The organism is Ruegeria arenilitoris (genome assembly GCF_013035315.1).
Classification (GTDB): domain Bacteria; phylum Pseudomonadota; class Alphaproteobacteria; order Rhodobacterales; family Rhodobacteraceae; genus Ruegeria; species Ruegeria arenilitoris_D.
In genome coordinates this window covers 171,772-187,181 of record NZ_WQHP01000003.1, presented here as the reverse complement: position 1 = coordinate 187,181, position 15,410 = coordinate 171,772, and the positions used below count along the sequence as shown (strand labels likewise).

14 protein-coding genes are annotated in these 15,410 nt (G+C 55.6%); 10 read left to right on the top strand and 4 right to left on the bottom strand.

Annotated features, from left to right (window positions below; all coding sequences use genetic code 11):
* The first annotated feature begins 646 nt into the window (after positions 1 to 646).
* The 9 genes from GOV53_RS21175 to GOV53_RS08215 all read left to right on the top strand — a co-directional run bounded on the left by GOV53_RS21175 (position 647) and on the right by GOV53_RS08215 (position 9,126).
* Positions 647 to 838, top strand: coding sequence for a Flp family type IVb pilin (locus GOV53_RS21175; protein ID WP_174823383.1), 192 nt, complete (start codon positions 647 to 649; stop codon positions 836 to 838).
* Between the two features lie 134 nt (positions 839 to 972).
* Positions 973 to 1,788 (top strand): Flp pilus assembly protein CpaB, encoded by an 816-nt coding sequence (cpaB, locus tag GOV53_RS08250; RefSeq protein ID WP_170465345.1) that lies wholly within the window; start codon positions 973 to 975, stop codon positions 1,786 to 1,788.
* Positions 1,789 to 1,822: 34 nt separating this feature from the next.
* Positions 1,823 to 3,304, top strand: a complete 1,482-nt coding sequence (locus tag GOV53_RS08245; protein ID WP_170465343.1) for a pilus assembly protein TadG-related protein — start codon at positions 1,823 to 1,825, stop codon at positions 3,302 to 3,304.
* On the top strand, positions 3,301 to 3,792 hold the full coding sequence (locus GOV53_RS08240; protein ID WP_170465341.1) for a TadE/TadG family type IV pilus assembly protein: 492 nt from the start codon (positions 3,301 to 3,303) through the stop codon (positions 3,790 to 3,792). The genes GOV53_RS08245 and GOV53_RS08240 overlap by 4 nt, the downstream gene beginning before the upstream one ends.
* Positions 3,789 to 4,427, top strand: a complete 639-nt coding sequence (locus GOV53_RS08235; RefSeq protein ID WP_170421748.1) for a TadE/TadG family type IV pilus assembly protein — start codon at positions 3,789 to 3,791, stop codon at positions 4,425 to 4,427. Before GOV53_RS08240 ends, GOV53_RS08235 begins: the two co-directional genes overlap by 4 nt.
* An 11-nt stretch (positions 4,428 to 4,438) precedes the next feature.
* Entirely contained in the window at positions 4,439 to 5,644 is a 1,206-nt protein-coding gene (locus GOV53_RS08230; RefSeq protein ID WP_170465339.1) for an AAA family ATPase, read from the top strand.
* 49 nt (positions 5,645 to 5,693) lie between these two features.
* Positions 5,694 to 7,094: a CpaF family protein gene (locus GOV53_RS08225; RefSeq protein WP_170465337.1), complete on the top strand. Its 1,401-nt coding sequence runs from the start codon at positions 5,694 to 5,696 to the stop codon at positions 7,092 to 7,094.
* Between the two features lie 12 nt (positions 7,095 to 7,106).
* Positions 7,107 to 8,135, top strand: coding sequence for a type II secretion system F family protein (locus GOV53_RS08220; protein WP_170465334.1), 1,029 nt, complete (start codon positions 7,107 to 7,109; stop codon positions 8,133 to 8,135).
* A 13-nt stretch (positions 8,136 to 8,148) separates the two neighbouring features.
* On the top strand, positions 8,149 to 9,126 hold the full coding sequence (locus GOV53_RS08215; RefSeq protein ID WP_170465331.1) for a type II secretion system F family protein: 978 nt from the start codon (positions 8,149 to 8,151) through the stop codon (positions 9,124 to 9,126).
* A gap of 31 nt (positions 9,127 to 9,157) precedes the next feature.
* Here GOV53_RS08215 and GOV53_RS08210 read toward each other — a convergent pair whose 3' ends face one another.
* The 4 genes from GOV53_RS08210 to GOV53_RS21295 form a co-directional block, all read right to left on the bottom strand.
* Positions 9,158 to 9,649, bottom strand: a complete 492-nt coding sequence (locus GOV53_RS08210) for an A24 family peptidase (RefSeq protein WP_170465329.1) — start codon at positions 9,647 to 9,649, stop codon at positions 9,158 to 9,160.
* Entirely contained in the window at positions 9,649 to 10,401 is a 753-nt protein-coding gene (locus GOV53_RS08205) for a helix-turn-helix transcriptional regulator (protein WP_170465327.1), read from the bottom strand. Before GOV53_RS08205 ends, GOV53_RS08210 begins: the two co-directional genes overlap by 1 nt.
* A gap of 487 nt (positions 10,402 to 10,888) precedes the next feature.
* Positions 10,889 to 11,386: a hypothetical protein gene (locus tag GOV53_RS08200; protein WP_170426597.1), complete on the bottom strand. Its 498-nt coding sequence runs from the start codon at positions 11,384 to 11,386 to the stop codon at positions 10,889 to 10,891.
* On the bottom strand, positions 11,379 to 12,128 hold the full coding sequence (locus tag GOV53_RS21295) for a helix-turn-helix transcriptional regulator (protein WP_254439229.1): 750 nt from the start codon (positions 12,126 to 12,128) through the stop codon (positions 11,379 to 11,381). The genes GOV53_RS08200 and GOV53_RS21295 overlap by 8 nt, the downstream gene beginning before the upstream one ends.
* Positions 12,129 to 12,730: 602 nt before the next feature.
* On the opposite strand from GOV53_RS21295, the gene GOV53_RS08190 reads away from it, so the two are divergent.
* On the top strand, positions 12,731 to 15,388 hold the full coding sequence (locus GOV53_RS08190; protein ID WP_170465325.1) for a hypothetical protein: 2,658 nt from the start codon (positions 12,731 to 12,733) through the stop codon (positions 15,386 to 15,388).
* Positions 15,389 to 15,410: the final 22 nt, after the last annotated feature.

The following is a 15,410-nucleotide window of genomic DNA, read 5'->3' as shown; positions in this document are numbered from 1 at the left end:
TGGGTTAACTTAACAAAAACAATCTGTTAATCTAGCGTTAAACTTAAGTTTAACCTCATTTCGGCCGGACTTGTTTTTATGTGAAGTTAGCTTCCTGATGGCGCATCCATTGGCTCACTGAGTGCCGAACATCTTGCGAATGTTGGGTATTCCGAACCTAGTGAGGTCGAGTGTTCTGCTCGTCACATCATATAAGAAACCGTGGTGGCTATTTCGGTCTGTATTGTGGGATTGCCTTTCGGTAACCGTAGCTCTGTTTTTTGATTTTTTTTGACGGTATAAATGCACTTACACTCTTTTCTGATTGCCGCTCCGCATGTTGAGGGTTATTCGAATTCTTATTAAATTTTGTGCGAAAATTCCTGCGTGGATTTAACCGTATCTGTCCGAATACGGAATTTTTTGGAAGTATAAAGCCCTGGGTCCAAATTGCATGAAGTTGGATACAAACCTGTACTCCTGCACTGAAGAATGCCCTCTTGGAAACCGCAGATTCTGAAAAAGAAAACACTTTTAACGGGAAATTTTTTCTGTTTGAGGGGACGGCGCTACGGCCTGGCCTTGCTACGAATCCAGAAGGCTAGGGGGAAAACCTCGAGTCTGTGCGCGGTTCGCGCATAGTCAAAAAACAGACTGGAGAAATATTATGTTGAATGGAATTCGTAAGATCTTCGTGCGTCTTCGCCGCGACGAAAGCGGTGCAACGCTGGTTGAATACGGCATCGCGCTGTTTGTCGCAATTGCGGTTGGCGGCTTCGTGCTGACCGACCTCGGCGCGGAAACTTTCAATAACTTTGAAGCGGCCGACACAGCTGCGACACGTCCTGCAGCGGATTGATCATTTGATCGAAACAAGCCCTTGCCCCCGTTTCTGTGGGGGCAAGGCAAACAAAAGTACCAGATTTTTTGTTGCTCGATGCCTAATCGAGCGTTCAGCAAATCGGTCCATGTCCCTGAGTATTGGAGAATGCAATGCGCGTGAAATCACTGATGATGACAATCTTGGGCGTAGGTCTGGCCGGTGGTGCTGTGATGATGGCCCAAGAACAGCTTCGGCAAAGCCAGGCGGCCGCGGATCCCACGATCGTAAGTGTGGTGGCCGTCGCAGAGGCAATCCCTTTTGGAACGCCTATTGAGGGCTACAAGTTGACAACTATTGACTGGCCTGCGGATTCAGTTCCAGCGGGCGTATTTACAAATTTCGATGACGTTCTTCCTGCAAATGGGGGAGAACCGCGTCGCGCCAAACGAGCGTTGGCGCAAGGCGAGTTATTGCTGGAATCGAAAGTCTCGGATTTCGGAGAAAAAGTTACAATTGTTCAAACGCTTGGCGAAAACAATCGTGCCATGGCGATCAGTGTTGACGCCCAGACTGGCGTCGGTGGTTTTGTGACGCCAGGCGATTTCGTCGATATCGTCCTGACCCGAGGCCGAAACGACGAGTTGCGAGCGGTGACGATCCTGCAGAACATTCGGATTGTTGGTGTCGACCAGACTGCCGATGAAGAACTGGATCAGCCGGGCGTGGCGCGTACCGTGACGGTAGAAGTTACGCCGGAACAGGGGCAGCGACTGGCCCTGGCGCAGAAGGCTGGTCAGCTCAGCCTGTCGCTGCGCTCGCTGCAAACAGCCGACGATGAGCCCCTGGAAGCCATTCGCCTGAGTGACATCCTGCTTGAGAAGTCGCCGGTTGCTGACGGGGCGCCAAAACCTGTCGTTAAGGTCCGTCGCGGAACATCCGACATTCAGGAAGTACCGGTCGCCGGAAACGCAACCCGCACAAACTGATTTTCCAAAGATTGTTCGCAGAAAGGTCACGTCCATGTTTTCACCACGTAAATTCGCAAAAGACGAAGAGGGGACAATTCTTGTCTTTGTCGGGATTTGCATGGTGGTCATCATGGGGATGGCAGCTCTGACATTCGATCTGGGGCGGCTGGCCTCGACCCAAACCGATCTGCAGGCCTACACGGACCACGTGGCCTTGGCAGCCGCCGGGGAACTGGACGGCAACGCTGACGCAATCACCCGGGCAAACGCTGCAGCAGAGGGAATGATCGAAGACAGCCAGTTCTTTGCGGAGGGTAGCCGGGACTTGGGGTCTTCCGCCGATTTCTCGCTGCGGTTTTTGACCGGCCTGCCAACGCCCGGCGATGATCCCGACGACAACGACCCGGTTGCCGGGTTTGTAACAACTGACTCGACTGCAGCAGTTATGGTCGAGGTCACTGCAACGCCCAGAACAGTTTTTCTGCCCTTCGGTCGTGCCCTTGCGGATTTGCTGGGCGTCACCCGGCCGAATGAAGACGTAAATGCGGTCGCAATCGCCGGCTTCACTCAATACGCCTGCGATGTGACGCCGCTGATGTTTTGTATCCCACCCAACTGGACAGCTGATGCGAACAAAGGTGCGGCGATCAAACTGCGCACTGGCGGAAACAACTCTGCGTGGGGGCCGGGAAACTTTGGGTTTCTTGATCCTACGGATATCGGCATCAACCCAAATGGACCCTGCGCCGGGGAAACCGGTTCCAAGCTCTATATTTGCCTGATCGCCGCACATGGGAACCTGACGCAATGTGTTTCTCAGCGCGGCGTTGATACTGAACCGGGGCAGCGTAACGGGATCGGTAGTGCGATTTACAACTCGCGGTTCGACCTGTTCCAGTCGACCATGAGTAATCTGAAGAATGATCCTGCGTACTCTCCTGGCCCTCAGGTCATTGCAGGGTGGGAAAACACAGGCGGTGCCTGCCTTAAAAACAACCCGACCATTTCCAGCGACTCGATGCCGTTTCCGCCGGATGATTGTTTTGCGACCGGATCATGCGCGCATGGCAACCGGTTCGGCAACGGGGACTGGTCAACTGGCCGGACCGCCTATCTGGATATGAACTATGGCGATGGCCCCGCTAACAACCTGACGCCGCATCCATTGGGCAACCCAAGTGGAACCACGCGGTACAAGATGTACCTGAACGAGATCGCCAGAGCTGCGGGTGGCGACGTACTGGCCGGGCGCAGTGAATCCGGTCGTCCTCAATGTGCAAAAGAAACATTGGACGATCCAGATCGCCGGACGTTCGTCGCAGCCGCGATCGATTGCAACGCCAACCCTGTTTCTGGACGCGCCACGGACATACCGGTCAAGGAATTCGTGAAGGTTTTTCTGATCCAACCCTTGGAACAGACCAGCGGCACGGATTTCGACATTTACGTAGAAGTGGTTGAGCAAGTTGGCGGCGGTGTCGGCAGCAGCAGCGACGATGGCATCTTCCGCGATGTAGTGAGGCTGTACCGATGAAAAAGCTGACTGCTCTCATAACCCGTATCAAACGCTGCGAGTCGGGCGCGCCCATGGTCGAGTTTGGGATTGTCCTGCCCCTGATCCTGCTGTTCTTTGCCGTAATCATTGAAGGTGGACGCATTACCTGGATCCATCAGGCCACTGCGGCTGGGGTGCGCGATGCCTCACGTATGATTGCCCGGATTGCACCGATTGACGCCTGCACATCAGGCGGCGTCGGCGGATATGACGGGATGGCAACGACAATTGTCGAAAACCAGTTGGGCGGGTCATCTATTTTGCCGCACGGAACCACCGTGGTTGATGTAACACCGACTTGCGTCTCACGATCTGGCGCGTATCGGGTCAATCCGACTTCGGTTGTCGAAGTTACGGCTGAGATCCAGATCGACTATCTGTTCGGCAACATGTTCAGCCTGTTCGGAGCAGCCCTTGGGCCGCTGACAACGGAAATCTCTGACCAAAGCAGGATTTTCGGGGTATGAGACGTCTGACGCATATCATCCGTTCCTTCCGGCATCGCGAGGAAGGGGGCGCTCTTGTCGAGCTGGGGATGGTGATCCCGCTTTTCCTAGTGCTTATTTTCGGAATTCTGGATTATGGCCGCCTGTATTGGTCGACGACCATGGCACAGAAGGCCATGCAGGTTGCGTCGCGCCTGGCGACCGTTGGGCCACCGATGTGTGGCGCATTGCCCAGCACGCATACTTTGGCCGGGTCGGCGCCCACCACCACCCGATTTGGTGCCTTGTGCCGCAACGGGGGCATCTGCGCGGTTCCAAACCTGCCGGCCCCGTGCCAGCTTGATACGTCGACGGCTTATGGCGGCCGCATCTGGGACGAGATCGAAATGCTGCTGCCGCCCGGTTCAACCCCGGCAAATGTCCAGTTCACCTATTCACACGATACGCGTTTGGGCTTTCTTGGAGGTCCTTATACCCCGGTGGTTACCGCGGAAATCGTCAATCTTGATTTCGATTTTGCATTGCCGTTGGGTCCCTTGGCTGCGCTGGCTGCAAGCGACCCGGCGATCACCTCAAGTAAGCTGAACACCATTTCAATCCCTGCAATGAGTACATCGGTACCGGCCGAAGATTTGGCCGTCGGGGCCGTTGAGTAAGGAGTAAGATCATGAGTGCCAAACAGATTTCAGTTTTGTTGATTTCGCCGGACGAGCAAATCTATTCGGCAATCGAAGGATCCCTTGCCGGGCAGGCCAACTGCCGCTTTACCGGTCGTCAGGACACCGTAACCGGGGTTAACGGTGCTGCGGTTGCGCTTACGGCCCGTCACGACGTCGTTCTGTTTGATGTCGATGACCAGTCAGACGACCTGATGCAAACGGCGCGCACGATTTGCGATGCCAGAATGCCGAACGCCATCATCATTGCGCTGGCGTCCGAAGATCTTCCATTGGAAAAAGCGCGCCAGCTTAGAAAGCTTGGTGTGGACGACGTGCTGCCGCGAACAGCGATCAACGAGGAAATCGTTCCTCAGCTCGATGAAATTCGCGCCCGTCGTCAAGCGCAGTTGCCTGCCCTTTGGGGAGGGCAGGCAACACAAGGTAAAGTCATCGCCGTCGCAAAATCTCGCGGTGGTGTCGGCTCGTCAATCGTGGCGGCGAACATGGCGAACGAGCTGCAGTCCAAAGAGGGGTTCTTCAAGAAAAAGGCCACAAACGAGGTTGCTCTGGTCGATCTCGATTTCCAGTTCGGCTCGCTTGCAGCCTTGATGGATGTCGAAGAAAGCGACGCAATGTGGCGCATGGCGATGGAAGAAAGCATTCCAGACACCGCGTTCCTGGAACAAGCCATGGTCAAGTCGCCTTGCGGTGTGGACGTCCTTTCAGCGCCATCCCGCTACGGTCCGCTCAGCGCCGTAAAGGAAGAGCAGATCGCAGCGATTTTGGATTGCCTCAAGCGCAGCCATGACTACGTGATCGTCGATCTGCCACGCGCACTGGTCGAATGGATCACGCCGGTCCTTGGACAAGCGGATCTGTTGTACCTGGTGACAGACGTGGCCGTGCCGTCGGTTCGTTCCGCGCGTAAGCTGATGGACTTTTACCAGGCCGAGAATCCAGCACTGGAAATTCAGCTTGTCGCGAACCTTGAGAAAAAGCCGATCATTCCCGCGGCCCATCATCGTGCGGCTGCGAAGTTGTTGGAAAGGGATTTTGCGTTCTGGGTCCCCAGGGATGAACGAACCGTACGTGAAGCCGTCGATCGCGGTGTTCCGTTGCAGGATGTGTCGAACCGGGCGCCTTTGACCCGGGCAATCAGGAAACTGGCCCAACAGACGACTGTCTCATTGCCTCCGCGTGTCGGGCATCACTGAGCCTGCAGTCAAGTTTGTGACGGTTACAGAAGTAAGAAGGTAAAAAGTAATGTTTCGTGAATTCGACAGAACAGGGCGTCAGGCACCAAAGTCAGCAACAATCGTGCAATTGGACACGAAGCAAATGGCTGAGGAGGAGGCCGCGGAGGTCACAGCGTTTGAAGCCGAGAAACTTGCAGCCCAACGTAACATCGAGATGGACCGGATCGACCTGAAGGCACGGATGCACAACTCGCTGTTGGACAAGCTCAACCTCGCCGTTATCGATAAGGTCGAAGAAGAAACGCTGAGAGGCGAGATCGGCAAGCACGTGACCGAGTTGCTGCGGGCCGAGGGGCGCGCGATGCGCAGCGAAGAAGTGAAGCTGTTGGTCGAAGAGTTGATGCATGAGGTTCTGGGTTTGGGGCCATTGGAGCCTCTTCTGGCCGACCCGACAATCAACGACATCCTGGTGAACGGTCATAAACAGATCTTTGTTGAACGTTCCGGAATACTCGAGAACACCACGGCACGGTTCAGGGATGAGCGTCACTTGCTGCGGATCATCGACAAAATCGTAAGCCGGGTCGGACGCCGCATTGATGAGCGCCAGCCTTGGGTGGATGCGCGTTTGGAAGACGGCAGCCGCGTGAATGCCATCATTCGCCCTTGCGCATTGGATGGGCCAGCGCTTTCGATCCGGAAGTTCGCCCGTGTGCCTCTGACGATGGAGCGCCTAATCAAAAACGAAGCGCTGAATGACAGTGCTGCAAAACTGCTGCGTGGTCTTGTCGAAGCCAAGATGAATGTCCTGATCTCAGGCGGTACGGGTTCAGGCAAGACGACAATGCTGAACGCGCTGTCGTCCTACATCAGTCCCCGCGAACGGATCGTCACGATCGAAGACGCCGCTGAACTTCAGTTGCAGCAGGAGCATGTTCTGCGCATGGAAACCCGGCCAGCTGGGTTGGACGGTACCGGCGCTGTGGCGCAACGAGATCTGGTCCGAAATGCGCTGCGGATGCGCCCGGATCGCATCATCGTTGGCGAGGTTCGCGGGTCAGAAGCATTCGACATGCTACAGGCCATGAACACGGGTCACGACGGGTCCATGACAACCGTTCACGCCAACAGCCCCAGAGACGCGCTGTCGCGAGTCGAGCAGATGGTGCAGATGGGCGGTATCGAACTGCCTCATGCCGCTATTCGAGCGACCATTGCGTCGGCTATCCACTTTGTTCTGCAGCTAAATCGTCTGTCCGATGGTAGCCGCCGTGTCACGTCCATCGCCGAAATTACAGGGATGGAGGGCAATATCGTCACGATGCAGGACATTTTCGTCTTCAAGCGCGAAGGCAAGGATGAGGCTGGCAACATTTTGGGCAAGTTCATGCCAACCGGCATTCGCCCGAAGTCAAGTGATGCGTTGGCCGCGGCCGGCGTCGACCTGTCCAACGTCAAGTTCAACTGAGGAGGGCGGAACATGTTGGAAGAAATTCGGTCCTATCTGCCAAATGTGAACCTGGACGTCCTTATCGGTCCCGAGATGGAGATCGCAGGGTTTGACGGGCGGTTCATCATCTCAATGCTCATCTTTGTCGGCGCGCTGATTGCGTATGAGGGTATTCGCCAATTCCTGAAACGCGGCGAAAACCGGGAAGAAGCAATCAACCGCCGCATTCAGATGCTCAACCAAGGCAAATCGGGTGAGGATGTTCTGGACCTGCTGAAACCGCAGGAAGCCAAACCGTTCATGAAATCCTTCCCCTTTGTTGGCGACTTGCCGGGGGCGCTGGCTGCCGCTGGGTTAACCATGGTGCCCGAAATGTTCCTGCTGGGATGTGGTGCGGCCTTTCTGATCTCGGCCATCGGTGGTTCGATGGTTGCTGATCCGATGAAGGTCATTCCGATTTGTGCGCTGTGTTTTATCATCGTGCCGTTGATCCTATTGGGGGAAAACCTGAAAAAGCGGAAAGCCGCACTGATCAAGCAGCTTCCTGATGCTCTCGATCTGATGTCTCGCGGTTTGAAAGTTGGGCATCCCCTGAACACAACTCTGCAAAGCGTCGCCAACGAGATGCCGGACCCAATCGGGACAGAGTTCGGTCTTGTTGTCGATCAGGTTGCGTACGGCGAAGAGTTGACGACTGCGATCAGAAACATGGGGGAGCGCGTTGAGGAGGAAGACATCCAATACCTCGCGGTCGCACTGACCATGCAACACGGCACCGGTGGTGATCTGGCCGGAATCCTTAGAACGTTGGCCGCGGTGATCCGTGCGCGGATGTCGCTGCGCAGAAAGATCAAAGCGATCTCGGCCGAAGGCCGGATGACGGCTTACATCCTTTCTTCAATTCCGGTTGGCATCGCCTTGGTCATGACGATCATGACCCCGGAATACTACGGCAGTGTGATGCATTACCCCGTGTTCTGGCCGGTGATGACAGTGATCGGCGTGGCCATCGTCTTGAATGCGATCATTCTGTTTAAACTAGTGAATTTCCGGATTTGAGGAGGGGGTGGAGATGGAATATTTGAACACGATCCTTACGAACGGCTTTACCTCCCAGGTGTTGATCTTCGCGCTTGTTGCGGTCGGTGCAGTCATCGCATTCTTCGGTATCTCCTCGTCATTGAGCGAGCGTTCAACCGCTGCCGATCGCATGCTCCCGAAACGACAGCGCCAAAGCCTGTCCCGGCTTGTACCCGATGCCATTGAAGGCGACGCGCCAACCGGTTTGAGCGCGGCCCTGATCCCAAGTGACGCCAGCCTGCGACTGGAAGTCGGCCAGGTTCTGGCGCGGGCCGGGTTTCGTGGAAAAAACGCAATCGCCAACTTCTATTTGGCGCGTTTGGGGTTGGCATTCTTTCTGCCGCTGGTGTTTCTGGTTTTGCTTTATTGGCAGCCGCCTAACAGCACCGGTGCCAGTATTGCTGAATATATGACCGGACTGAGCGCCTATGAGATTCTGAGGAATCTGGGTCTTTTGTGCGGCATCGGTTTCTTCGTTCCCCAGTTTTGGATGAGCTCCCGCATCAAAGAGCGTAAGCGCCGGATGGAGAACGCATTTCCGAACATGCTGGATCTGCTGCAAATCGGGATCGAAGCTGGAATGGGTTTTGATCAGGCCTTGTTGAAAGTCGCGGTGGATATGCAGAGCGTTTCCCCAGAAATGTCGGAAGAGATCTTGATCGCCCTGAGCGAAATTCAGGCCGGACGGGATCGCGAAATTGCGCTTATGCGTATGGCGCGGCGTACGGGGATCGATGAGATGAGCTCTTTCGTCAGTGTTGTCCTGCAATCGACGCGTTTTGGCGTACCGCTCTCTGCCGCACTGACAACCTATGCCGAGGAAATGCGAGAATTGCGCGAGCTGCGCGCTCAGGAAAAGGCGAACAAACTGCCGGTGCAGATGTCTGCGGTTATGGCAAGCCTGATGTTGCCATCCATTGCAGGTCTGATCCTGGCGCCGATCGTCATTCGCTGGATGGAAACGTTCTGACGCCCTAGGCTTCAGGTTTGTCCGCCCATGTTCAGAATTGGACCAGGTAAGCGGAAAGACCGGCGAGCAAAAGGCCAGCCGATCCAATCGCAATTCCCATCGGAAACTTGGTGACCCGAATTGTCGCTTCGAATGTCGGGGAGGGCTGCTTGACCAGCCTTCGGCACACGGCCAGCGTTGTTAGGCCAAACGCCATGGAAAACGACAAGAGCAGCAAATAGGTTGACACGGCAGGAAGAGGGATCGCCAAAAAGACTATTGGCAAGACTTTGGCATCGCCACCGCCGATCCAGCCCAGAACAAAAAGTCCAAGGCAAATTGCGAAGCAAAATGCAGCTACCGCAACGCGGAGGAGTATGTCGTTGAACTCAAGAAATGGCGTTGTTACCAAAAACAGACCGGCCCCGATAAGGCAGTAAGTGTTGGGTATCTTGAACCGGGTCAGATCAGTCCATGCGATCGCGACAAGCAAGGGGCTGAAGATCCACAACGTGATCCAGTCCTGCCAGGAGCTCTGCAACATTAGGCCCGTGCCTGGCGTTGTATCCCGTGCAGAGCTTCGCGTTCCTCAAGGCTGACAAGGCGACGCGCCAAGTTATGAAAGCTGTCATGCGCCGTTTTGGAGTAAATGTGTTTCAGATGCGTCCTGACGGTCGCCGGTCCGATCCCAAGTTCCTCGCCGATGGACTGTGAAGAAAGCCCGCGCGAGATCAGCACGCAAACGCGCCATTCGGCACGGGTCAGCCCGGCAGGGTTATCCGTGCTCATGATAAGCGCGTTTTCATTTGTCTTTTTTTTGAGCTTCACCAGCGATTGCCGCGACAATGCCTCGGTAATCAGGCCGGGGCGGCGATTTTGGTAGATTTCCGAAAGCTCCTCGGCAATGGCCTCGACTCCGACGCGGTAGTCCCGTTCACTGCTGCGACAGAAGTGCAGCTCAAGGAAGTCCAATTCATGTCCCTTGTTGTCCAGGCAAATGAAAAGGATGTCGTGTAGTTTTCTATGGGACACCCAGTCCAGAACGAGCGAAGACATTTCTGCCGGGTCTTTCCCTTCTTCGAGATAGCTGAAGACCGATGCGCGTTTTGGTTTGTTGCGAAAGGGTCCCAACACCTCGTTTGTGAAAGAAAGGAAAAGTGGCCGCTTGCTATTTTGACCGTTACTGTCTGCTCGGGCCGCAACCCTGTCAGACCCTTTGTTCAACCAGACACGGCTGACAACACCGCAATCGGCGCCAAACGCATCGACGATTGTGTCCAGTGCCGCGTCCAACACGACCGCGCCCTGGCTCCACTGTATGAATTTTATCAATGCCTTAGTGTGACGTGCGTTTGGAATCCACGCTGCACCTTGGCCCATCCCCAAGTTCATATTGCACCAACTTTAACTCGTACCAACTCAAACTGATCACCCATTGACTGGTGTTTGTTAGAACATTTTTTTGGTGCTCGATCCCTCTCCAAGGAGATTACACGAAACACTAGGAGGCTTCACCCGTTTTAACAGCGGTAGGCGGGATTACGTCCAGATTGTCCCTAAATTGCAAACAATATTGGTTGCTCTCGAAAATTGAGTTTCAAAGGTTTGAATGTGTGGAAAGACTTGAGGCGGATTTCGCGATTCACTTGTGGTCGTTTTTGCTCTGAAACGTTACGTTGCGAATTCTTTTCATTATCTCAAATTCTGCCCGGCACGTGTATTGAGTTCATTTGCATCCTGTGGCGACAGCAACAGGATTCATACCGCCCGCACCACTGTAATCTTAGGTTGGAAAGCCAAGTTGGTTGATCAACTTCCAGATATCCCGGTTGGCATCAGAAAGCTGATCGACCACTTTTTCGATCTCCTTCATCGCATCCTCATCCACGGTATCCTGACGGCCCAGTTTTATATCCGTTTTCCGATCGGCAATGCGCATCAGAATAGTCTTCGGGTTCCCGCTGTCGGGATCGAAGGAATAGATGCAATGGTTGTACCGGTTGCGGATGCCGGAGAGCTTGCTGAGGCGCTGCGTGTGTTTGAGGATGGGATCCCGGATGTCCGGCGGACGACCCTCCATTTTGGCCAACCGCTCAACCAGGTCAATTCTGGCGCGCGTTGTGTTCAACGTCAGAAAAATAATGACCGAGATGTCCTTATTGGTGCGGGTCAACCCTGCGATCAGGTGGATCAACAGGCTTTCCGTGTTGGTCCACATATAATTCAACTTGCCGACCATGAGGATCAGGCGGTCAAAGCGGGCTTCGAAATCGTCAGTCAATTGTAAGTTCTCGTGCTTCTTCTGGTGCGACCTCGAAAAAGAATTGTGCCGCCGCGGTTCGATTGCTGACACCGATCTTGCCCGCAACATTGTGCATGTGCAGTTTGACCGTGTGTTCGGTGATGCCAAGATTTGATGCGATGATCTTGTTGCTCTGGCCTTTGGACACCAGACGCAGCACTTGTTTCTCGCGCCGTGTCAGCTTGGAATAGACTGGGTGCAGATCACCTGACTTTGTTGGTGCCGCCGGCGCATCATTCGACACTGCCGGGGGATGCGCGACGCAATCCGCCAGGAAACAGGGCAGGTACAGTTCTTCATGTAGCAACAGGCGCAGAATGGAGCGCCACACATCCGGCGCGACATTCATCGGCAAGTACCCGATGTCGCCAAACTGGCCACGATCCCAGTTTTCGAATGCAAGGCGCGCGGCCTCTTCTTTGCGGTAAGCAAAGGCGAGGCAGCCAGACCCTGCAGTCTCTTTATAGGCATGCGGGCGGTTCAACAGATCCTCAAGCAGAACCTGATCGACGACGATCACCTTGCCGGCACCGACGTCCGAGCCACTCGACGCTGGCAGCGCATCGATGCTCTCAACCCGGCGCGTGGTGACGCCGAATTCGTTTTCAACACCTTGGATGGTCATATCTGAATAGAAGAGTTCTTTACCGACGAAATTGATCGAGAAGTCTTCGGGATTAGAAACGTTTGGAACAGCATTATCCTGAAACGGAATGCTCATTATTCCCCCCTTATTAACCCACACCGCGAAAAAAATACGGCGAAATTGTAAACAGTACTCCTAGAGCAGAATTCGAAGTATTTAACAGTATAGAGGTAAGACTATAGCGGAAAGTTCAAGTTTCAGCAACTTTGCCTGCCGTCTGCAAAAACCGCGTTCTAATACTTTCGGTTAGGTTGGGTTCGATTCTTCTCGCTTAAGTAGAGGGAATTGCAGGATTTCCTAAACTGGTGGTTTTAATTTCGCCCGTCCGCCCGGTGTTCCGCTTAATTTCGGTCACAGAAGATTTACAGTAATGAAAACAAGCCCCTGTGCGTTCTAGTGCTTTAGGGTAGCTATTCAGACTGCTTCCGGCCTGTAACCATGACCGAGCTTCAATTTCGAAGCCACAAGTCCAGTGTGTCCGCGAATCGCGCATTACAGCGAACCATTTCCGCAGACACGGTATCGGCTAAGCCGAGAAAGGAGGGTGGGAGATAATTCACTGAAGGTAACCGCATTCAAGCGCGTTTTGCGCCTGTGTGCCGTGACTAGTTTTAACCGCGCCAGTAGCCGTTTTGGAGATGAATGACGGCCCGTGCGCTTAGTAAGTGGAAAATCATATGTCTGGTAAACGCACGACAAATAACGTTGCAAACATCGAAGAAATCAACGTTGGTGAAGCCTATGTACCTGTCTACGCTGATGTAGAGGTCGAAGAGGCCAATATCGACGCTGACATGACCGAACAGAAGACCAAGGTCGATAACGATCAGGGTCAGGGTCAAGACCAGGAGCAAGCTCAGAAAACCAAGGTCGAAAATGAGCAAGGTCAGGGTCAGGACCAAGGACAAGGCCAGGATCAGGGCCAAGGTCAGGACCAAGGTCAGGGCCAAAGCCAAGGACAAGGTCAGACCAACGGCAACAACGATAATTCGAACTGGGTAAACATTGACTTCGGTGAAGAAGGCATGCCCAGCGATGATGATGTCGTTGATATCGATGCTAACGGGTCCGAATTTGGTGACGTGATCACCGCTGGTGGTGACATTGACTACGATCCCGGCGATGACATGAACCTGTCGATCGACATGAGCGGCACGACCACCGCAATGTCGGCAATCAACAGCCAGTATGCCAGCCTAGAAGACAGCGACACTCTGGAAAATGCCGAAGTTGTTAACGACGGTACTTTCAAACAGATGGGTGACGCCAAAGGCGGTGACGCAAGTGCCGGTGACGGTATCTCGTCAGGCTCAGATGGCGGAAACTCCGGCGACGGTGGCGAGACCACTGGCGGAGACGCTTATGGCGAAACCTACGGCGGACACACTGCGGCCTTCGGTGGTCAAAGCGGCGATGCCGACGGTGACGGCGATGGCGGAAACGGCGGAAACTCCGGTGAAGCACTGAACTTCGGTTTGGGTGTCGGACATTCTGCAGCAGACGCGGATGGCGACAGCACCGGTGGTGAAGGTGGCGCAGCTGACGCTGAATCGGATGCCGAAAATGAAAGCGAAACCGAAGTCGACATCGATAGCGATGGTGGCGACGGCGGCAACGCAGGTTCGATCGGACTTGGCGTTGGACTTGGCCTTTCAGGCGCCAGCAACGATGGCGAGTCGGAAGGCGGAGACAACGAGTCTGAAGCTGAAAACGAAATCGATTCCGAAGCTGACAATGAATCGGAAGCCGATGACGCAAACGGCGGAAGCGGTTTGGCTGGAAACCTTGGCGGTGCTTTGAACGAAAGCGAAACCGAAGCCGAAAACGGTGACTCCACATCTGGTGGTAACATCGGTCTTGGTCTTGCTGGAGCAGGTTCGGAAGCAGATGCAGATGCTGACGGTGGTGACGCTGATGGCGGCGACGGCGACGGCGGTGACGGCGACGGCGACGGCGGTGACGGCGGTGATGCCGACAGCGGAAACGGTGACGGCGGCAACGGCGGCGACGGTGACGGCGGCAACGGCCCAGGTGGCGACGGCGACGCTGGTGAAGTGACTGCCGGTGACGGTGACGGCGGCGACGGTGACGGCGGCGACGGCGACGAAGGCGGCGACGGTGACGGCGGCGACGGTGACGGCGGCGACGGTACTGGTGGAACGTCCGGTCAAGTTGACGGTGCGCTTGCAGCTCTGAACCAGCAGAACGGTTTGGTTGGTCAGAACAATGGCGCAGCTGGCGCAAGCAACGGCGGTGGTGACACCAATGGTGGCAACCCCGGTGTTGGTGGTGCTGGTGACGGTGGCAACGGCCCTGGTGGTGATGGCGGCGACGGCGACGGTGGTGACGGTGCTACTGGCGTTGGCGGCGATGCCCATGGTGGCAACGGCCCAGGCGGTACGGGTACCGGTGGTACTGGTGTCGGCGGTGCCGGTGCTACAGGTGTCGGCGGTGCTGCTGACGGCGGCAACGGCGACGGTGGCGACGGCACAGGCGCAGCTGGTGTCGGTGGTGCCGGAGGCGATGCTGGTGCAGACGGCGGTGAAGCTGACTCGCAAGCCGATGCTCAGGGCGTAGGTGATCAGGACGCTAAAGGTCCGGTCGTTACGCAATCGCCAGGCGACGCCAACGGCGAAGCCGACAACAACCAGAGTGCTGAAAACAACGCTGGTGACGGTGGAACCAACGATGTCGACGGTTGGGCACAAGCCGCTGGTACTGGAACTGCAACCGCTGACGGTGTCGGCGGCGGCGGTGGTGCTGTGCAGCAGGATGCCACATCCACGGGCACCGGTGCCGGATCTGCAGATGCGGAGAACAACGCCGGTGACGGTGGAATGTCCGACGTCTTCTCGCAGGCTGACACCGACGGTTCGGCAGACAGTATGGCGCAAGCCATTGCCGGATATGGTGGCGACTCGATGTCCGACAACGACGCCACTTCTACCGGAATGGGCAGCGCTACTGGTGCGGCTTCTTCGGGAACCGGTGGCGGCGGTGGTGCCGGCGCTGGTTACGGTGGAACCTCCGGCAGTGCCGCAGGCAATGCCAATGGTGGTGCGACCTACGGTGCTGACGTCGACGGCGGCGCTGCGTCGGGTGCGTACTCGGGTGCAGGCGGAGCCGGCGGTAACGCAGGTACGTGGGGCTCGAACAACGGTGGCGACGGTATCGTCAACGGTGAGTCCTATGCATCGGCAGCAGCCGTAGTCGACACATCGGCGTTCAACCAGTCGATCGTCATGGGTGCCAACGTTCTTGGCAACTCGGTCGATACGACCATGGTTGGTGGTTCGATGACCGCGACCCACAATAGCGACGACACCGACGTGTAAGTCGCAGTCGGGGCCCGAATTA